Below are 19,052 nucleotides of genomic sequence, written 5' to 3' on the forward strand. Positions count from 1 at the left end.
TATCCGCATGGGTAAGCTGCGGGAACGGGAAATCGTCCGCAGAGGGGGTCGTTCCATGAGCGCCGAGTCAGCGTTCCAGTGGCAGCGGCCGCCCGCGGAAGGATTCACCGCCGATGACCTCGATAAGATTCCCGATCTCCCGTCGCACGCCGAGCTCATCGACGGGAGCCTCATTCTCGTGAGCCCGCAAAAGATTTTTCATACTCTGATGCTCGACCTCTTGACGCAATCTTTGCGTTCGAGTGCACCTCGATCGAAGTATCTGGTTCGGCGAGACATGTCTGTGGTGCTGAGCAAGAGGCAGCGGCCCGAACCGGACGTGATCGTCGTTCGAGCGGATGCTGAGCCCGACCTCTCCGGGACGTGGTATCCGGCTGAGGCGGTCGTTCTGGCGATCGAGGTCGTGTCGCCGGAGTCGGAGATCCGTGACAGGCACCGCAAGCCGCAGCTCTATGCCGAGGCCGGAATTCCCTACCACTGGCGTGTGGAGAATCGCGAGGGCAAACCGGTCGTCTACGCCTACGAGCTCGACCCGGTCATCAAGGCATATACGCCGATCACCATCTTCCGTGACCGGGTGCAGCTGCCCGACCCGTTCGTGATCGACATCGACCTCACCGAGCTCGAGCGGATGTGACGGCTCAGCCGCAGTGGGAGAAGTCGCTCGTGAAAGACAAACCGCCGATCGAGCCGCTCCACTTGACGCACGTCTTCGAGGCCGTGGCGGTCACCGGCCCGGCGTAATACTGGAACGTTCCCGAGTCGGCGACCGGCGCGCTGCCCTGGACCTCCAGCTTCGCGGACATCGAGGTCTTCTCGTCGAGCGTGTCGGCCTTGATGGTGACCACGCAGTTCTTGCCACCGGACGCCCGGTAGAGCAGATAGACCGTGCCGCGCAGCACCCCGGCCGAGGTCGCCAGCTTCTTCGAGTCGATCACCTGGTACCCGTTGCCGCAGATGCCGACCGGATCGCTGTGAGGGTTCGTCGCCGGTTCGGTGGCGTCCGGGTCGCGGGGCTCGTCCGGGTCGGTGCTGGCGTGCTGACCGGTGTCGGTCGGGCCGGCGACCGGATCGTCGACCGCGGGCGCGGTGTTCCCGGTCGTAGCGCCGCCCTTCGGTGACGACTTCGGGCGGCCGGTGCCCTGGCCGCGTGGCTTGTCGGTTCCGGTGACCGCCGAAGGTGGGGCGTCCTGGCCGCCGAGGCTCTGCGAGCCGGTCACCAGGTTCGGTTCGTCCGGCTGGTTGCCGAGGATGATGCCGACACCGGCCAGCACCGCCACGACCGCGGCCGCCGCCAGCGCCACGGTGACGTTGCGCCGCCGCGCCGAGGACGCCGCAGTGACATCCCCCGCCGTGGAGCCGTGCCCGCCGGTCGACGTTCCACTCGCGCCGACCAGGGCGGAACCCGCCACGAACCCGTGCGGAGCCGCCCCATCGGCGGCCCCGCGCCCGGCGGAGAAGGAGCCGGTAGCCGTCCCACGGGGGAAAGCGCCGCTCGCCGGCCGGGCAGGAAAGGCGCCGCTGGGCGCCGGCCCGCCACCGAAGCCACCGCGAGGCGCGGTCCCCGGCATCTGACCGCCGGCAACGGACGGCCCGCGGCGAGACAGGGCGGCAGCCGCGCCCCGGGCGGCCGCCGCCAGCGCCGCGGCGCTGGGAAACCGCTGACCAGGGTCCTTGGCGAGTGCCCGCATCACCACTCCGGCGACCGGAGCGGGCACGTCCGGCGGCAGGACCGGCGGCTGCCCGTGCACCAGTTGGGCGAGGACGGCGAGCGGATTGTCACCGACGTACGGCGGGCGCCCGGTGAGGCAGCAGAACGCGACCGCGCCGACCGCGTACATGTCGGTGGCGGCGGTGACCGGGCGGCCCTCGGCCTGTTCCGGGGCCATGTAGTGCGCGCTGCCCAGAACGACGTTGGTGCTGGTGATCCCGGTGACCCCGGTGGACCGCGCCACTCCGAAGTCGACCAGGACGATGGCGCCGGCCGGGCGTACCAGAAGATTGGCGGGTTTGACGTCGCGGTGGATGATGCCGGCGTCGTGGGCGGCCTGGAGGGCGTCGGCGACCTGGGCGACCGCCTCCATCGTGTCGGCCGGGGACAGGCGCCCGGCCCGCTGGATCCGCGCCGACAGCGGGGTGCCGTCGATGTACTCCATCACCAGGTAGTCGAGCCGGTGTGCGCCGACCTGCGCGTTCTCGCCGTAGTCGTAGACCTGCACGATCCCGGGGTGCCGCAGCGCCGCCATCATCCGGGCCTCGGAGCGGAACCGCGTGATGAAGTCCGAATCGGCCATCAGTGCCGGGAGCAGCACCTTCACCGCGATCTTCCGGTGCAGCAGCAGGTCGTCGCCGCGCCACACCTCGCCCATGCCGCCCGCCGCGATCCGCTGGGTCAGCCGATAGCGGCCGTTGAGCACGTCTCCCGGTGAAAGCACCGGATCATGTTAGTCGGCAGAGGACAGCAGCGCGGGGGTGAGCCGCGCGACATGGGACTCCGGCGAACCGAACATCTGCGCCGTGGTCCACGCCCGACGCAGGTACCGGTGGGCGTCGTGTTCCCAGGTGATCGCGATGCCGCCGTGCATCTGCACCATCTCGGCGGCGACCGCCCGCACCGTCTCCGAGCAGGTCACCTTCGCCGCCGCGGCGAGCAGTGGGGCGTCGGCCGAGCCGTCGACGACGGCCTGCACGGCGGTCTCGGCGGCGGACCGGGCGGCCTGCACCCGAACGTACGCCTCGGCGAGCCGATGCTGCAGCACCTGGAACGACCCGATCGGCCTCCCGAACTGATGCCGTTGCCGTACGTGGGCGACGGTCAGTTCGAGGGCGCGTTCGGCGGTGCCGAGCTGTTCGGCGGCGAGCGAGACGCAGGCGAGGTCGAGCAGTTCGGGCGCCGCGCCGGCCAGCCGCCGCCCCGCGACGCCGTCCAGCCGCAGTGTGCCGAACCGCCGGGTGAGGTCCAGCGTCGCCGCGATCTCGATGCCCCCGTCCACCTCGTAGAGGGCGCCGTCGATCACGACGAGCACGACGTCGGCCGCGGGGACGTCCCGGAAGACGCCGCTGACCAGTCCATCCGCCGAGACGGTCCCGGATCCCCGCCAGGCGACGCTCACGGTCCGCTCGCCCGAGCAGAGGCCGGGCAGCAGCCGGGCGCGGGCGTCGTCGTCGCCCGATCCGAGCAGCGCGTGCGCCGCCAGGACGGTCCCCGGCATCGGCGCCGGGCTCAGCACCCGCCCGAGCTCCTCCAGCACGACGGCCGCCTCACCGAGGGTGGCTCCCGAACCGCCGTACTCCTCCGGGACGGTGAGTCCCGCCACGCCGATCTCCTTGCACAGCCGCGCCCACAGGCCGTCCGCCGCGATCTGCCCGCCGAGCAGTCCGCGCACCGCCTCGCGCAGCGCCGCACGCTCCTCAATCATCAAGATCAACCCCTTCCTTCGCGGTACGGTCCACACCCGCCCCCGCCGAGCCCACCCCGTCCCGCGGCCACCCCGCGACGCTCTCCCGGCGCAGGGCCGCAACGCGACCGCCGGGCTGAGGCCTTCGGTCACCGCCACCGTTCCCGCCGTCCGGCACGGTGTTCGCCTCGCGGGGTCCGCCGGCCGTGCCGGTGAGCTCGCCGAGGATCCGCCGGCGATGCCAGCCCGGGGTGCCCCAGGACAGATGCAAGGCGCGGACCCGGGTCAGGTAGCGCCCGAGCGGGTGCTCCCGCGTATACCCGATCGCGCCGTGCACCTGCAGCGCTGTCCGTGCCGCGAGCAGCGCCGCCTCGCTGCAGGCCACCTTCGCCGCCGACACGTCCCGGGGCGCGCTGGTCAGCCCGGCCGTCCCGGGGGAGGGGCAGGTGCGGACGTGCACGGAGAGGGCGACCGCGGCCGCGTAGAGCAACGGGCGGGCAAAGGCGAGCGCCACCGCCACGTCGGCGAGCTGGTGACGGACCGCCTGGAACGAGCCGATCGGCCGGCCGAACTGGGTGCGGTTCTTCGCGTGCTCGACGGCCATCGACAGCAGGGTGTGCCCGGCGCCGAGCAGCTGGGCGGCGCAGGCCAGCGTTCCGAGGTCGAGGGCCCGCTCGATCGGGGCGCCACTCTCGACTACCTCGCCCGGGGTCACCTCCGCGAGCCGGCGGGACGGGTCGAGGGACCGGTGGAGCGAAGCGGGGCCCGCCCGCCGTACCGCCTGGTCGTCGACGGCCAGGAGGAGATCGGCCACGTCGCCGTCGGCGGCGAACGGCAACCGAGGTGGCGCGGACACCGAGGCGACGATCCGCCCGTCGGCGAGCTCCGGCAGCCACCGTCCGGAGGACAGCAGCGCGGGCGCCGCCGCGACGGACTCGGCGACCGGCCCGGGCACGGCGTGCCGCCCGAGCACTTCGCAGGCGACGATCAGGTCGTCGACTCCGGCTCCGAGCCCGCCGAACCGTTCCGGCACGAGCAGCCCGGTCACCCCGGCGCCGGCGATCGACTCCCACAGCCGGCGCCACGGCCCGGCATCCCCCGCGGCCCTTGCCTGCGCCACCGCGGCCGGATCCGCCCTGGTCAGCATCGTGTCGAGGACCTCGGCGAAGCGGCGCTGCTCCGCGGACGGCGCGAGTCTCACCGCGGCATCCCGAGTTCGCGCTGGGCGAGGATGTCCCGCTGGATCTCGTTGGTCCCGGCGTAGATCGGCCCGGCCAGCGAGAACAGGTAGGCGCCGGTCCACCCGGTGTCGATCTCCGCGAGCGGCCCGAGCACGTCGAGGGCCGTCTCGTGCAGCGTCACGTCCAGGGTGGACCAGAACAGTTTCGTGGCGCTGGGCGCCACCGGCTCGTCGAGCGACGCATACGCCTGCATCCGATAGGCCCGCGCCCCGATCCAGGCGTCCACGACCCGATCGCCGAGCCCGTCGCCGAGCCCGCCGTCGCCGTGCAGGGCGACCAGCCGGGACGCCGCCGCCGTGAAGCGGCCGGGCCCGCGCAGCGTCAGCCCCCGCTCGTGCCCGGCGGTGCCCATGGCGATCCGCCATCCGTCCCCGGGCGACCCGATCACGTCCTCGTCCGGCACGAACACGTCGTCCAGGAAGATCTCCGCGAACCCGGCCGTCCCGTCGAGCTGCCGGATCGGCCGGACCGTCACCCCGGGCGCCCGCAGGTCGAACATCAGATAGGTCAGCCCGCGGTGCCGTTCCCCGGCGGAGCTGCGGAACAGCCCGAATGCCCGGTCCGCGACGACGGCCCGCGAGCTCCACGTCTTCTGCCCGTTCAGGATCCATCCGCCGTCGACGGCACGGGCCCGCGCCCGAAGAGACGCGAGGTCGCTCCCGGCGGACGGCTCCGACCACGCCTGCGCCCACACCTGCTCGCCGCGGGCCATCGGCGGCAGGACCCGCGCGCACTGCTCGGCGGTCCCGTGCGCGAGCAGGGTCGGCGCCAGCAGGAACAGCCCGTTCTGCCCGATCCGCACCGGCGCCCCGGCCGCGAAGTACTCCTCGTCGAACAGCAGCGCATGCAGTGGTGGAGCGGCCCGGCCACCGTATGCGGCCGGCCACGACACGGCCGCCAGCCCGGCGTCCGCGAGCCGCGCCTCCCACGCGCGGTGAGCGGCGCTCCCGGCCGGGGTGTCCGGCGCCGGCAGTGGCGTCTTCGGCACGTTGCCGGCGAGCCACTCCCGCACCGAGTCCCGGAACGCGACCGCCGGCGGATCCAGGTCGAGGTTCATCCGGCGGCCCTCTTCATGGCGCGCGCGTCCAGCCCGGCCAGCGGATCGGCGCTGACCTCGGCGTTGTGCGAGTGCGCCACGTGATGCAGCCCGAACACGCCGTCCATCCCGGCGCGCATGCCCATCTGGTCCTCGCACAGGTTGACCGCCCGTTTCGCCAGCGCCAGCCCGAACGGCGGCATCTCGGCGATCCGCGCGGCCAGGGCGAGGGTCTCGGTCTCCAGCGCGGCGCGCGGCACGATCCGGTTGACCATGCCCATCTCGTACGCCCTGCGCGCCCCGAACCGATCCCCGGTGAACAGCACCTCCCGTGCGAAACGCGGCCCGAGCATCCAGGGGTGGGCGAAGTACTCGACGCCGGGGATGCCCATCCGCAGCACCGGGTCGGCGAAGAACGCGTCCTCGGCGGCGACGATCAGGTCGCACACCCAGGCGAGCATCAGCCCGCCGGCCACGCAGGCCCCCTGCACCATGGCCACGGCCGGTTTCGGGATGTCCCGCCAGCGCCGGCACATGCCCAGGTAGACCTCGGTCTCCCGGGCGTACCGCCGGTCCGCCCCGGCTTTGGACGTGTGGTCCCACCAGGTGACCGCCCGCCGTGGGAAGGGCGTGTCGGCGTCCCGCGCAGGCGTGCCGATGTCGTGCCCGGCGGAGAAGTGGTCCCCGGCTCCGGCGAGCACGATCACGGCCACCTCGTCGTCGTCGACGGCCCGGGTGAAGGCGTCGTCGAGCGCGTAGGTCATCGCCGAGTTCTGGGCGTTGCGGTAGCGGGGCCGGTTCATGGTGACGAGCGCGACCGGCCCGCGCCGCTCGTAGAGGACGACGTCGTCGCTCATGAACCCTCCCGCAGCACGTGTTTGAGGACCTTGCCGCTCGCGTTGTGCGGCAGCTCGGCCCGGATCTCGACGGACTTCGGGGCCTTGTAGCCGGCGAGCCGCTCCCGGCACCAGCCGATCACCGCGTCAGGGTCGAGCGCGTGGCCGGGACGGGTCACCACATAGGCCCGCCCGACCTCACCGAGCCGCTCGTCCGGCACCCCGATCACGGCTGCCTCGGCGATCCCGGCCAGCCCGGCGAGCACCCGTTCCACCTCGGCCGGGTAGACGTTGAAGCCTCCGCAGATGTACATGTCCTTGAGCCGGTCGGTGATGGTCAGGTTGCCGTTGTCGTCCAGCCGTCCCACGTCACCGGTGTGCAGCCAGCCGTCCGGGTCGACCGCCGCCGCCGTGGCCGCCGGGTCGTCGAGGTAGCCGAGCATCACGTTCGGCCCGCGCAGCAGCACCTCGCCGTCGGCCTCGGCGATCCGCACCTCGAACCCGGCCGCGGCGCGCCCACTGGTGCTCGCGACGGTCCGGGTGTCGTCGCCGGGCCGGCACATGGTCGCGACGACGGCCTCGGTCAGCCCGTACGCGGTGAGCACGGTCGTGATCCCGAGCTCGTCGCGGATCCGGTCGATCAGCACCGGCGGCACGGTCGCGGCCCCGGTGACGGCGAGCCGCAGCGAGCCCCGGGCGATCCGCCCCGGATGGTCGAGCAGCCCGATGTAGAGGGTCGGCGGTCCGGGCAGCACCGTGATGTGCTCGTGCTCGATCAGCTCCCGGGCCCGCGGCACGTCGAACACGGCCTGCGGCACGATGGTCGCCCCGCTGGTCAGGCAGGCGAGCAGCCCGGCCTTCAGCCCGAAGCTGTTGAAGAACGGGTTGATCACCAGGTAGCGGTCGTGGACGCCGACGCCGCCGATCTCGGACCAGGCCCGGGCCACGCCGAGCGACTGCCGGTGCGCACTCATCACGCCTTTGCTGGTCCCGGTCGTGCCGGAGGTGAACAGGATGTCGCTGACGTCGTCCGGGCGGACCGCCGAGGCTCTCTCCTCGGCCGCCTCCGCGGCGATCCCGCCGGCCCGGTCGAGGAACGCGTCCCAGTGCGGCAGCGGCAGCACGAACCGCGGCAGCGCGGAGGGCGGCAGCGACGCCAGACGATCGGCGCCGAGGAACGGCCCGGTGACGATCAGGCCCTTCGCGCCGCTGCGGGTGATGATGTCGGCGGCCTCCGGGCCGGTGAACCGGGTGTTGACCGGCACCAGCGTGGCCCCGGCACCCCAGACGCCGAGCGCGGCCAGCACCCAGCGGGCGCTGTTGGGCGCCCAGAGCGCGACCCGGTCGCCGGGCTCGATGCCGGACGCGATCAGCGCCCGGGCCACGGTCTGCGCCTCGTCGTGCAGCTCGGCGAAATTCCACCGGCGCTGATGCGGGTCGACCAGGGCGGGCGCCCGGCCGAACTCGCGCGCCGCGTGCGCCGTCACCGCCGGAACGGTCTCCATCAGACCTCCCCTTTACCAAGCAAGTGCTTGGTAGGTAGCGTGAGCCTACGCGTGATCGGGGAGGCGACGCCAGTGACCGACGACGATGCGTTCCGGCGGGAGATCCGTGAGTGGCTGGCGGGCGAGCTCACCGACGAGGTGCGTGGCGCCGGCGGCGTCGGCCGGGAGAACGAGGCCTTCGAGCAGCGGCTCGCCTTCACCCGGCGGCTCGCCGCCGCCGGATGGAGCACGCTGGCCTGGCCGGTGGCGCACGGCGGGCGGGGCGCGTCACTGTCGCGGCAGGTCATCTTCCATGAGGAGTACGCGAGAGCCGGCGCCCCGAGCCGGGTCGACCACATCGGCACCACCATGGTCGGGCCGACGCTCATCGACCTGGGCACGCCTGCGCAGCAGCGCCGTTTCCTGCCGAGGCTGGCCGCGGTCGACGAGTTGTGGTGCCAGGGCTATTCGGAGCCCGGCGCCGGTTCCGACCTGGCCGGCGTCACCACCCGCGCCCGGCTCGTCGGCGACCGCTGGGTGATCACCGGGCAGAAGGTGTGGACGTCGCTGGCCCACGTGGCCGACTGGTGTTTCGTCCTGGCCCGCACCGCGCCCGCGCCCGCCGGCGGCCCTCGCTCGGCGGGACTGTCCTACCTGCTCGTGCCGATGCGGCAGCCCGGGATCACGGTGCGCCCGATCCGGCAGCTCACCGGCGACAGCGAGTTCAACGAGGTGTTCCTCGACGACGCGGTCACCGAGGCGGGGCTGGTCGTCGGCGAGCCCGGGCAGGGGTGGAGGGTCGCGATGGCCACCCTGGCGTACGAGCGGGGCGCGGCCACCGTCGGCCAGCAGATCGGGTTCCAGCGCGACCTCGACGACCTGGTCGCGGTGGCCCGGAGCACCGGCGCCGCGGCCGATCCCCTGCTGCGCGAACGGCTCACCCGCGCCTGGATCGACCTGACCGTGCTCCGCGCCCACACGTTGCGGGTGCTGCGGGAGCCGCCGCCGGCCGCGTCCTCGGTCATCAAGCTGCTGTGGACCCGGTGGCGGCAGGGTCTCGGCGAGCTTGCCATGGACGTGCTGGCCCGCGGTGACGCCGACCCGGCCGCGGTCGCGCGCTGGCAGACGTACTTCCTGTTCAGCCGCGCCGACACCATCTACGGCGGGTCCAACGAGATCCAGCGCGGCATCGTCGCCGAACGGGTGCTCGGTCTGCCCCGTCAGGCCCGCGGATGACCGGCCCGTCCGGCTCTCCGCCCGGTCCGCCCGGGCGGGCGCTGCTGGACGGCAAGGTGGTGGTGGTCACCGCGGCGGCCGGGGCCGGGATCGGGTCGGCGGTGGCCCGGCGCTGTCTCGACGAGGGTGCCCGGGTGGTGCTCGGCGACAGCCACGAGCGACGGCTCGGCGAGACCCGTGACCTGCTGTCGGCGGCGTTTCCGGGCCGGGTGTGGGCGGTGCCCTGCGACGTCACCGACGAGGCCGCGGTCCGGCGGCTGATCGGCGGGGCCGTCACCCGGTACGGCCGCCTCGACGTCCTGGTCAACAACGCCGGCCTGGGCGGGAACCGGCCCGTCACCGAGCTCGACGACGACGAGTGGCACCGGGTCCTCGACGTGACGCTGACCGGCACGTTCCGGTGCACCCGGGCGGCGCTGCGCCAGATGATCGCGCAGGGTCGGGGAGGGGCGGTCGTCAACAACGCGTCGGTGCTGGGCTGGCGCGCGCAGGCCGGCCAGGCCCATTACGCGGCGGCGAAGGCCGGGGTGATGGCGTTCACCCGGTGCACCGCCCTGGACGCTGCCGCGCACGGGATCCGGGTCAACGCGGTCGCCCCGAGCCTGGCCGCGCATCCGTTCCTGGCCAGGGTGATGAGCCCGGCCGAGCTCGACGTGCTGGCGCAGCGGGAGGCGTTCGGCCGGGCCGCCGAGCCGTGGGAGGTGGCGACCGTGGTGGCGTTCCTCGCCAGTGACTACGCGTCCTACCTGACCGGCGAGGTCATCTCGGTGAGCAGTCAGCACCCGTAACCCTTTCCATCGATGTTACGGGGCAGTAGATTGTAACGCGTTCTAGTTTCTGGGCGGGCTCCACGCGGGAGGACGCGATGCGGCGGATCACCGGCACGGCACTGTTCGGCCTCGGCATACTCTGTCTGCTCTTCGCGATGGCCCTGGCCTGGGTCATCGTGCCGTCCCAGCGGAAGGTGCCGCTCGATCTGGTGCCGCCCGATGTCGTCGTGGAGACCGCGGACGCGTCGTTCGTGCAGGCCAAGATGCTGCCCAACGGCACTCCGCAGGTGGTCGTGGAAAATGCCGGGCTGCGCTCGATCACCGGCATCAAGCCCGACTTCGCGGCGGCCGCCGGACTCGACGGCGAGACCCTGGTCTGGAACGTGTATCACTCGACGCGGCGGGCCGACACCGACGAGGTGATCAACAGTGCCGAGAGCCGGGTCGCCCTCGACCGCTCCACCGGTGAGGCCGTCCCCTGGGAGGGGCAGTGCCACGTCGAGGAGAAGGCGCCCTGTGTCGCGGGCGATGTCGCCTTCTCCGGTCACCTCTACCTGTTCCCGTTCGGCACCGAGAAGAAGACCTACCTCTACTGGGACTCCACGCTGGGCAAGGCGCTGCCGCTGGAGTACCAGGCCGAGGAGGAGTTCAACGACCTGCCCACGTACCGGTTCCAGCAGGTCGTGCCCGAGCAGCCGGCCGGGATGGACGCGGACAGCCTCAGCGGGCTGCTCTCCTTCCTCGCACCCGGCGCCACCAGCGGGACCATCTCCTACCGGGCCACCCGGACGCTCTGGATCGAGCCGCAGACCGGGGCCATCGTCGGATACCGCGAGCAGCAGCACCGCGAGCTGGTGCCGGACACCGGGGCGCGGGTCGTCATCTTCGACGCCGACCTGCAGTACGACCAGGCCACCCTGGACGCGGTCGGCGACCAGGCGAGGGACGGGCGTAACCAGCTCAACCTGCTCGGCTTCTGGGTGCCGATCGGGCTTGCGGCCCTCGGTCTCCTGCTGATCCTCGTCGGGCTGCTGCTCGCCGCCGGCGGCTCCTCCCCGCGCGACGGTCACCCGGCCGCCGACACGACCCGGCCGCTGCCCGCCCCCGTGCCGTAGCACCGGGTGCGGCCCGCCGTTGTCCGCTTCGATCGTCAGCGCGTGGCCGTACCTCCTCCGGGCTTGAGAAGAACGTCTCTCCCGCACGAGCGGGAGAGACGTTCGGCGCCGGAGAACGGCCTATCGGGTCCCGTAGAACTCGGGCGGGACCAAGGGGTCGTTGCCGCTGACGCTGCCGGCCACCTCGGTGGCGGACGGGTTGAGCGAGGCCATCACGGCGGTGACGCCGATGGCCGCCAGTACGGCCGCGAGGACCGCGCTGAGCAGGAGATATCTGAACGGGACCACGGTCGCTCCTCTACAGGCGTTCGATGATCGTCGCGGTCGACATCGCCCCGCCGGCGCACATGGTGATCAGCGCCGTCGTCGAGTCCGACCGTTCCAGCTCGTGCAGTGCGGTGGTCAGCAGCCGCGCACCGGTGCTGCCGACCGGATGGCCCAGGGCGATCGCCCCGCCGTTGACGTCGACCCGGTCCGGATCGGCGCGGTGCACGGCGAGCCAGGACAGGACCACGCTGGCGAACGCCTCGTTCACCTCGCAGCGGTCCAGGTCGTCGATCTTCATGCCGGCCCGGGCCAGCACCCGGTCGGTGGCCGCGATCGGCCCGTCCAGGTGGTAGTAGGGCTCGGCCCCGACCAGGCACTGCGCCACGATCCGGGCCCGCGGCCGCAGCCCCAGCGAGCGGGCCCGGTCGGCGTCCATGAGCAGCACCGCCGCCGCCCCGTCGGAGATCTGCGACGAGGTGCCCGCCGTGTGCCGGCCGTCCGGCAGCACCGGTTTCAGCCCCGACAGCCCCTCGAAGGTCGTCTCCCGCAGCCCCTGGTCGCGGGTGATGTCGCCGACCGGGACGATCTCGCGGTCGAACCGGCCCTCGGCCCACGCCCGCGCCGCGTTCGCCTGCGACCGCACGCCGAACCGGTCCAGGTCGGCGCGGGTCAGGCCGCGCCGGTCGGCGATCCGCTCGGCCGCGACATACTGGTTGGGCAGGTCGATGCTCCACGAGTCGGGTCGGGGCAGACCGGCGTCGCCGAGGTTGGCCCGCAGCGGCACCCGGCTCATCGCCTCGACCCCGCAGGCCACGCCCACGCTGATCGCGTCGGTGGCGATCAGGCCGGCGATCAGGTGCGCGGCCTGCTGTGCCGAGCCGCACTGGGCGTCGATCGTGGTGCAGCCGGTGGCGTGCGGCAGCCCCGCGTGCAGCCAGGCGGTACGGGTGATGTTGTTGGACTGCTCGCCGCCCTGGGTCACGCAGCCGCCGATGGCCTGCTCGACCTCGACGTGCGCCGCGATCCGGGTCAGCACCGTGCCCAGCAGCTCGGCCGGGTGCAGTCCCGACAGCCATCCGCCGCGTCGACCGATCGGGGTTCGCGCCGCATCGACGATCACCGGTGTGCCCACCGCGGCCTCCAGCCGGGACGAGAAGCTAGAACGTGTTCTCGATTCAACCTACCAAATGTCTCAGGCAACGTGCTTGAATCGGTAGAACTTGTTGCTGTAGGAGGAGCTGTGGCCGAGCCGCGCACCCGCATCGACCCCACCGATCCGGACATCTACCTGCATGGCATCCCGCATGCCGAGTTCGCCGGGATGCGCCGCGACGAGCCGGTCTGCTGGATCCCGCAGGCCCGCGGCAGCGCCGGATTCGACGACGAGGGCTACTGGGCGGTCACCAGGCATGCCGACGTGATGGCCGTGTCCCGCAACAGCGAGACCTTCTCCAGCCGGGAGAACACGGCGATCGCCCGGTTCCAGCCGGACATGACCCGCGAAGGCATCGAGATGCAGCAGGCCATCCTGCTCAACATGGACCCGCCGCAGCACACCGCGCAGCGGGCCATCGTCTCCCGGGGCTTCACCCCGCGCGCCATCAACAGCCTGCGGTCCGCGCTGCAGTCCCGGGCCTCACAGATCGTCGCCTCCGTCGACGGCGAGTCCGGGGACTTCGTCACCGACATCGCCTGCGAACTGCCCCTGCAGGCCATCGCCGAGTTGCTGGGCGTGCCACAGGAGGACCGCCGCAACGTCTTCGAGTGGTCCAATTCGATGATCGGGTACGACGACCCCGAGTTCAGTGGCGCCGACCCGATGGAGTCCGCCATGGGGCTGCTCGGGTACGCCATGCAGATGGCCGACGAACGCCAGACCTGCCCGCGCGACGACATCGTCACCACCCTGGTCAAGGCGGAGATCGCCGGGGAGAACCTGTCGGTCGACGAGTTCGGGTTCTTCGTGCTGATGCTCGCCGTCGCCGGCAACGAGACGACCCGCAACGCCATCTCGCACGGGATGCACGCGCTGCTGTCCAACCCGGACCAGTGGGAGCTGTTCAAATCCACCCGGCCGCGGACCGCCGTCGACGAGTTCGTCCGGTGGGGCAGCCCGATCAACGTCTTCCAGCGCACCACCACCCACGACACGGTGCTGGCCGGGGTGCCGCTCGCCAAGGGGCAGCGGGTCGCCATGTTCTACGGCTCGGCCAACTACGACGACACTGTGTTCGCCGACCCGTACACGTTCGACATCACCCGCAGCCCCAACCCGCACCTGGGGTTCGGCGGCAGTGGCGCGCACTTCTGCCTGGGCGCCAACCTGGCCCGCCTGGAGATCGACCTGATCTTCAACGCCATCGCCGACCTGATACCGGACATCAGCCTCACCGGGCCGGCGCAGCGGCTCCGCTCGGGCTGGATCAACGGGATCAAGCACCTCCCGGTCCGCTACCGCTGACTGATCGGGCGTTTCCACTGTTCAGGGTCGGAATTGTGCCTACCGTGAAGTGGTGCGCAACATCATCGGAGCGGTACTGGCCGGCACGGTCGCGGCGATTGTGGTCCTGACGGCGCCCGCGGTGGCCTCACCGTCGTTCGAGCAGATGCGCAAGGCGCTGCTGACGGCCGGGGAACTGCCCGCCGGCCTGAAGTTGATCGAGGACAGGCAGGAGACGACCGGTGACAATGATTTCGCCGCCTGGGACCGCTGCGACCACGAGACGGCGAGGCGCGCCGACGACGTGCGGATGATCTCGATGGACTACGCGACCGATACGGCGGGCGGCGCCCGGGTCTCCCTGTTCCTGGGTGCCCCCGGCGCCGAGGAGGCGCAATCGATCGTCTCGTCGCTGGTCGACGCGGCACGGCGGTGCCCGGAGGAGATCCTCGGCACCGTCGCGGACCCTTCGCCGGTGACGCAGTGGGTGCATCCCCGGCTCGGTGACACGTCGCTGGTCTTCGGCCACGGCGCCGTCATCGCCCAGGGAGACGTCCTGCTGTACTTCTCGACCGACGGGCTGGACGACGCCGGGTTCACCACGTTGGTCGAGGCGGCGGCGCGGAAGCTGGCGAAGCACTTCCCGAGCGCGACGGTCAGGTGATCGGGTGGCCGAACTCGGCCGCCAGCGGCGCCAGATCGGGCTCGCCGAAGCGCTCCACCAGTGACGCGAAGCGCTCGACCTTGTCGTCGCCGAACCGGCTCACCCGTGCCGAGAACGTGGCCGCCGTCAGAAAGCGCGGTGGCGTGCTCTTGCTGTGGAACTTGTCGGCATACATGACGAGCTCCTCCTCGGCGGTCTCGGCGAGGAAGTCGCAGTCCGGCAGGGGAAGCCGCTGCCGGCGCACGTCGTCACGGGTGATGCCCACACCGGTGTGGTGCGAGCAGAACCGGCGCAGCGTCTCCGGCAGGCCCACCTCGCCGAGCATCTCGTAGCCGAGCAGCCCGTGCCGCACATACGGGTCGGCCGGCGCGAGCCGGTGGACGCCGATGTCGTGCAGCAGGCACCCGGCACGCACCAGGTCCATGTCGAGGCCGTCGGCGCCCACGGCCTGCTCGGCGATCCGGCTGACGATCAGACAGTGCGTCCAGACCAGCTCGAAAGCCTCCGGCGTGGGGGCGAACCGCTCGTGCAGCGCCCGGATCTCGAGATCGGTCGGAATACGCATCACTCCTACCGTATATCGGGCTTTGACGGTTCCGGTGGGCGGGCCGCGACGGCCGGTTGGGGTTCGCATGGCTCCGGTGGGCGGGCCGTGGCGGCCGGTTCGGGTTTGCCCGGTTCCGGTGGGCGGGCCGTGACGGCCGGTTCGGGTTCTCGGAGCTCCGGTGTGCGGGCCGCGATCGCCGCCACCGCCGCGACGCACAGCAGGCCGCCGCTGACCAGTGCCGCCGTGGCCGAGCTCCCGGCCGCGACCAGGCCGCCGCGCAGGTTGCCGACATCCGGGCCGGCCTGGCCGACGATCTGCTCCGCGGCCGCCGCCCGGCCCAGGAACGCGTCCGGCGTGTGCCGCTGCACGACGGTGCTGCGGGAGACCACGGCGACCGTGTCGGCGGCCCCGGCCACCGCGAGCAGCGCCAGCCCGGCCCACGCGTTCGGCGTGACACCGAACAGGGCGAGCGCGACTCCCCAGGTCAGCGAGCCGGCGACCATGACCGCACCGGGCCGGCGGGAGCGGGTGAACGTGCCGGACAGCGCCGACGCCACCACTCCGCCGGCCGCGATCGCGGTGAGGAACAGCCCCAGCGTGCGCGGATCGTCGCCGAACCGTTCCGCGTTGACCACCGGGAACAGGCTGATCGGCATGGCGAGCACGGTGGCTGCGAGGTCGGTGAGCAGCGCGCCCCGGACCGGCCGGTTGCCGCCTAGGAACCGTAGCCCGGCCAGCACACCGGTGAGCCCGGTGGGGGTGGCGGGCATCGGTGGCAGCAGGATCGCCGTCCACAGGGCCACCGCGAACGTGACGGTGTGGATCAGGAAGCAGCCGCCGACACCCACTTCGCTGATGACCAGGCCGCCGAGTGCGGGCCCGGCCAGCATCGCGCCCTGGAACGAGATCCGGTTGAGGGCCAGCCCGGCGCCGAGCTGCTCCGGCGGCAGGAGCCGGGACAGGAAGGTCCGTGAGGCCGGCCCGCCTCCGGCGACGAACAGCGACTGCACGGCCACCAGGCACAACACCAGCGGCGCGGACCCGCCCGTGAACGCCTGCACGGTCAGCAGCACCGCGCAGGCCGCCTGCCCGACCTTGGTGATCAGGTAGAAGCGGCGGCGGTCGGCCCGGTCGACGAGCGCCCCGGCGAACAGCCCGAAGACGATGATCGGCAGCGCCTGGGCGAGGCCTGCCGCACCGGTCCAGATCGTGCTGCGGGTCGACTCCCACACCTGGTAGAGCACCGCCACCACGGCCATCTGCCCGCCCAGGCCGGAGAGCAGGCCGCCGATCCACAGCCGGCGGTAGTGCGGCGAGGTCCGCAGGGGTGTCACATCGAGCAGCGCCCGGCTCACTCCCATGCCGGGTCCCCGGCCAGACGCTCGGTGATCCGCGCGTGCAGGCTGCGCCGCTCCAGCACCGCCTCGATGTCACGGACCACCCGGCTCAGCGGATAGGGGATCTCCGCCTCGATCTCGGCGATCGCGGCCTCGGTGGCCCGCCACTCGGCGCCCAGCCGGCGAACCACGGCCTCGGCCCGGGCGGTCAGCTCCACCCTCTTGCTGCGGGCGTCGGGCCCGGCGACGGTACGCACCCACCCTGCCACCCGCATGGCCGCCACCTTCTGGCTCATCCCGGAGTGGGTGATCTGCACCGACTCGGCCAGTTCGGTGATCGTCATGGGACCACGGTGGTGCAGCCGGAGCAGCTCCATCACCCAGGTCGGTTTCAGCCCGTCGATCCGCGCGTCGGCGTAGACCCGCGCGATCTCGGCGTCCATCGCCGCCTGCAGCAGTCGCCACGGCCGCCACACGCTCTCCTCGGTCGGATCGGCCAGCCAGTCATCGGTCACCGGCCGACTGTAACAGCACTTATATAAGCACTGTTACGATTTTGCCCGCCCAGCGAGGTAAGTGGATGGCGCGGCTCTGGCGTAATACCAGCGTGGGACAACAACGGGCGGAGTTCGCCGCCTTCTACGAGAGCGCCCGGGACGACTGCCTCCGCGCGGTGATGGCCTCGGTCGGCAACCGGCAGGTCGCCGAGGACGCGGTCGCGGAGGCGTTCGCCCGGGCCTGGGCCTCCTGGTCCACGGTCGCCCGGCACCCGTCGCCGCGCGCCTGGGTGGTCCGTACCGCCCTCAACACGCACATCTCCTGGTGGCGTCGCCGTCGCCGGGAGGTGCCCGAACCGGCCTCGCCGGACACCGGCCGCGACGACACCGGTGACCTGATGCCCGACCCGCGGGTGATGACGGCGTTGCGGTCGCTGCCCACCCGCCAGCGCGAGGTGTTCGTGCTGCGCGTCTTCCTCGACCTGGACAGCGAGACCACCGCGCGGACCCTGGGCATCGCCGCCGGGACGGTCACCGCCCACCTCGCCCGCGCCACCCGGGCCCTCCGGGAGCACCTGACGCCCGTTCTCGAACAGGAGCAGAGACTGTGATCGACCACGACGACGACCTGTACGCCCGGGTCCGCACCGAGTTCGGCCAGGTGCACATGGGCGACAGCCTCGACGACATCACCAGCCGTGGCCGGGGCCTGCGCCGCCGTCGCCGAATGGCCACCGCCCTCGGTGTAGCGGTCCTGGCCGCCGGGCTCACCGCCGGTCTGACCCTGAGTCGTCCCGCCGAGCCGGAGCACGGCCTGACCCAGGTGGCGGCCTGGACCGTCGACTCCCGTCAGGAGGACACGGTCGTCTTCTCCATCCGCCAGCTGGTCGACGCCGACGAGCTCGGCGCCGCCCTGAAGAAGGCCGGCGTCCCCGCTCTGGTCGAGTTCATCAAGGTGCCCCGGGAGCAGAAGGTGGCCGGCTGTCAGGACGCCCGCGACGGGCTACCGGGCCTCTGGGACGTCATGCCGCACAGCAACACCCCCGCCGGGCCCGACGAGAGCACCTACGCGATCCGGCGTGACCTGATGCCGCCCGGTTCCACCCTGCACTTCATCATCTTCGAGGAGACGAACCGCATCGACGGCACCACCCAGCGGACGGTGCGGACGGGCCTGATCGACGGTGACCCGGTGCCGTGCCGGCTCTTCCCGCCGGACTACACGATCCCGGAGTGAGAGCCACACCGAACGGGGGTCGCCCGCCTCGCCGGGAACGGCGGGGCGGGCGACGGTGTTCGGACGGCGCGGGCGGGTCAGAGCGAGACGGCGACCCCGCCGATGGTCACGGCCAGCCGGCCGTCGGAGGCGTACGACCAGGCCAGAGCCCCGCTGTACGAGGAGCACCGCGAGCCGTTCGTCCCCGACCAGAACTGGTTGGTCGAGTCCGAGTTGCCGATGATCCGGTCGTTGGTGCCGCTGGAGGACCGGCACGACGTGTTGTTGCGGAAGACCGACGTACCGGCGTCGAAGTTGAAGTTGCGCTCGGCGTTGTCGATGCTCAGGTTGTTGCTGATGGCCAGCGAGCCCGGGTTGCTGTTGTAGGTGAACCCGTGCTTGCCGTTGCGGTAGGCGATGGTCCGCCGCACGATGTGGTTGACCGCGATGTCCTCGCCGCCGAGCTTGAACCCGTTGCGGTCGCCGTTGCCGGCCTGTGAGCCGTCGCTGAGCGTGCCGTTGCCGTAGGCCAGCGAGTCCTCGATCGTCACCACGCCGATCGGGCCGGTGTCGGTCTTGGTGTACAGGTCCCAGCCGTCGTCGATGTTGTTGTGCGACACCGCGTACCGGAACACGTTGCCCGAGCCGACCGTCAGCTTGGCGGCGAAACCGTCCGCGTCCTCACCGTCGGAGTCGGCGTTGTCGTGCGACTCGGCGCTGAGGATCAGGTTGTTCGCCGGCCACTGCGAGCTGGGGGTGGTCGACAGGATCCGGGACAGCTGCAGGCCGGTGTCCCGGTTGTAGCGGGTGATCGTCCGCTCCAGGATGTTGTTGCTGCCGCCGACGAAGATGCCGTTGTCGCCGGCCCGCTCGACGGTCAGGCCGTAGATCCTCCAGTAGTTGCCGTTGACGGCCAGACCGCGGTTGGCCGGGTCCTCGGCCTGTGCGGAGAAGTTCAGCACCGGCTT

19 protein-coding genes and 1 pseudogene are annotated in these 19,052 nt (G+C 72.0%); 8 read left to right on the forward strand and 12 right to left on the reverse strand.

What is annotated here, in order from left to right; genetic code table 11:
- Positions 1 to 7: 7 nt before the first annotated feature.
- Positions 8 to 637, forward strand: a complete 630-nt coding sequence (locus tag ACQPZW_RS11935; RefSeq protein WP_433794912.1) for a Uma2 family endonuclease — start codon at positions 8 to 10, stop codon at positions 635 to 637.
- A gap of 4 nt (positions 638 to 641) precedes the next feature.
- On the opposite strand, the gene ACQPZW_RS11940 is transcribed toward ACQPZW_RS11935, so the two are convergent.
- The 6 genes and pseudogenes from ACQPZW_RS11940 to ACQPZW_RS11965 all read right to left on the reverse strand — a co-directional run bounded on the left by ACQPZW_RS11940 (position 642) and on the right by ACQPZW_RS11965 (position 8,019).
- Entirely contained in the window at positions 642 to 2,435 is a 1,794-nt protein-coding gene (locus ACQPZW_RS11940) for a serine/threonine-protein kinase (RefSeq protein WP_433794913.1), read from the reverse strand.
- A gap of 9 nt (positions 2,436 to 2,444) precedes the next feature.
- Positions 2,445 to 3,419, reverse strand: coding sequence for an acyl-CoA dehydrogenase family protein (locus ACQPZW_RS11945; protein ID WP_433794914.1), 975 nt, complete (start codon positions 3,417 to 3,419; stop codon positions 2,445 to 2,447).
- A 190-nt stretch (positions 3,420 to 3,609) separates the two neighbouring features.
- Positions 3,610 to 4,599, reverse strand: a pseudogene (locus ACQPZW_RS11950) (acyl-CoA dehydrogenase family protein); the annotation flags it as partial.
- Complete coding sequence (locus ACQPZW_RS11955) at positions 4,596 to 5,696, reverse strand: acyl-CoA dehydrogenase family protein (protein WP_433794915.1); 1,101 nt, start codon at positions 5,694 to 5,696, stop codon at positions 4,596 to 4,598. The pseudogene ACQPZW_RS11950 and the gene ACQPZW_RS11955, both read right to left, overlap by 4 nt.
- Positions 5,693 to 6,532, reverse strand: a complete 840-nt coding sequence (locus tag ACQPZW_RS11960; protein WP_433794916.1) for an enoyl-CoA hydratase — start codon at positions 6,530 to 6,532, stop codon at positions 5,693 to 5,695. Before ACQPZW_RS11960 ends, ACQPZW_RS11955 begins: the two co-directional genes overlap by 4 nt.
- On the reverse strand, positions 6,529 to 8,019 hold the full coding sequence (locus tag ACQPZW_RS11965; RefSeq protein ID WP_433797514.1) for a FadD3 family acyl-CoA ligase: 1,491 nt from the start codon (positions 8,017 to 8,019) through the stop codon (positions 6,529 to 6,531). The genes ACQPZW_RS11960 and ACQPZW_RS11965 overlap by 4 nt, the downstream gene beginning before the upstream one ends.
- A gap of 36 nt (positions 8,020 to 8,055) precedes the next feature.
- On the opposite strand from ACQPZW_RS11965, the gene ACQPZW_RS11970 reads away from it, so the two are divergent.
- The 3 genes from ACQPZW_RS11970 (at position 8,056) to ACQPZW_RS11980 (ending at position 11,116) form a co-directional block, all read left to right on the forward strand.
- Complete coding sequence (locus ACQPZW_RS11970; RefSeq protein WP_433794917.1) at positions 8,056 to 9,231, forward strand: acyl-CoA dehydrogenase family protein; 1,176 nt, start codon at positions 8,056 to 8,058, stop codon at positions 9,229 to 9,231.
- Positions 9,228 to 10,019 (forward strand): SDR family oxidoreductase, encoded by a 792-nt coding sequence (locus tag ACQPZW_RS11975; protein ID WP_433794918.1) that lies wholly within the window; start codon positions 9,228 to 9,230, stop codon positions 10,017 to 10,019. Before ACQPZW_RS11970 ends, ACQPZW_RS11975 begins: the two co-directional genes overlap by 4 nt.
- Positions 10,020 to 10,096: 77 nt before the next feature.
- Entirely contained in the window at positions 10,097 to 11,116 is a 1,020-nt protein-coding gene (locus tag ACQPZW_RS11980; protein ID WP_433794919.1) for a DUF3068 domain-containing protein, read from the forward strand.
- A gap of 120 nt (positions 11,117 to 11,236) precedes the next feature.
- Here the strand turns inward: ACQPZW_RS11980 and ACQPZW_RS11985 are convergent, their stop codons facing one another.
- On the reverse strand, positions 11,237 to 11,404 hold the full coding sequence (locus ACQPZW_RS11985; protein ID WP_433794920.1) for a hypothetical protein: 168 nt from the start codon (positions 11,402 to 11,404) through the stop codon (positions 11,237 to 11,239).
- 10 nt (positions 11,405 to 11,414) lie between these two features.
- A complete protein-coding gene (locus tag ACQPZW_RS11990; RefSeq protein ID WP_433794921.1) occupies positions 11,415 to 12,515 on the reverse strand; it encodes a steroid 3-ketoacyl-CoA thiolase in 1,101 nt (366 codons plus the stop codon).
- Between the two features lie 108 nt (positions 12,516 to 12,623).
- Here ACQPZW_RS11990 and ACQPZW_RS11995 point away from each other — a divergent pair, with 108 nt between their 5' ends.
- Both ACQPZW_RS11995 and ACQPZW_RS12000 read left to right on the forward strand, forming a co-directional pair.
- On the forward strand, positions 12,624 to 13,844 hold the full coding sequence (locus ACQPZW_RS11995; protein WP_433794922.1) for a cytochrome P450: 1,221 nt from the start codon (positions 12,624 to 12,626) through the stop codon (positions 13,842 to 13,844).
- Between the two features lie 52 nt (positions 13,845 to 13,896).
- Positions 13,897 to 14,487, forward strand: coding sequence for a hypothetical protein (locus ACQPZW_RS12000; RefSeq protein ID WP_433794923.1), 591 nt, complete (start codon positions 13,897 to 13,899; stop codon positions 14,485 to 14,487).
- On the opposite strand, the gene ACQPZW_RS12005 is transcribed toward ACQPZW_RS12000, so the two are convergent.
- The 3 genes from ACQPZW_RS12005 to ACQPZW_RS12015 are packed head-to-tail and all read right to left on the reverse strand — an operon-like array spanning position 14,480 to position 16,886.
- Entirely contained in the window at positions 14,480 to 15,052 is a 573-nt protein-coding gene (locus ACQPZW_RS12005) for an HDIG domain-containing metalloprotein (protein WP_433794925.1), read from the reverse strand. The two genes, ACQPZW_RS12000 and ACQPZW_RS12005, sit on opposite strands and share 8 nt — an antisense overlap.
- Positions 15,053 to 15,057: 5 nt before the next feature.
- Complete coding sequence (locus tag ACQPZW_RS12010; protein ID WP_433794926.1) at positions 15,058 to 16,395, reverse strand: MFS transporter; 1,338 nt, start codon at positions 16,393 to 16,395, stop codon at positions 15,058 to 15,060.
- Positions 16,386 to 16,886, reverse strand: a complete 501-nt coding sequence (locus ACQPZW_RS12015) for a MarR family winged helix-turn-helix transcriptional regulator (RefSeq protein WP_433794927.1) — start codon at positions 16,884 to 16,886, stop codon at positions 16,386 to 16,388. The genes ACQPZW_RS12010 and ACQPZW_RS12015 overlap by 10 nt, the downstream gene beginning before the upstream one ends.
- A gap of 92 nt (positions 16,887 to 16,978) precedes the next feature.
- On the opposite strand from ACQPZW_RS12015, the gene ACQPZW_RS12020 reads away from it, so the two are divergent.
- Complete coding sequence (locus tag ACQPZW_RS12020; protein ID WP_433794928.1) at positions 16,979 to 17,479, forward strand: sigma-70 family RNA polymerase sigma factor; 501 nt, start codon at positions 16,979 to 16,981, stop codon at positions 17,477 to 17,479.
- Positions 17,476 to 18,105, forward strand: coding sequence for a hypothetical protein (locus tag ACQPZW_RS12025; RefSeq protein WP_433794929.1), 630 nt, complete (start codon positions 17,476 to 17,478; stop codon positions 18,103 to 18,105). Before ACQPZW_RS12020 ends, ACQPZW_RS12025 begins: the two co-directional genes overlap by 4 nt.
- 77 nt (positions 18,106 to 18,182) lie before the next feature.
- On the opposite strand, the gene ACQPZW_RS12030 is transcribed toward ACQPZW_RS12025, so the two are convergent.
- A complete protein-coding gene (locus ACQPZW_RS12030; RefSeq protein WP_433794930.1) occupies positions 18,183 to 19,046 on the reverse strand; it encodes a hypothetical protein in 864 nt (287 codons plus the stop codon).
- Positions 19,047 to 19,052 lie beyond the last annotated feature (6 nt).

It is taken from the genome of Actinoplanes sp. CA-252034 (genome assembly GCF_050956125.1).
GTDB lineage: Bacteria > Actinomycetota > Actinomycetes > Mycobacteriales > Micromonosporaceae > Actinoplanes.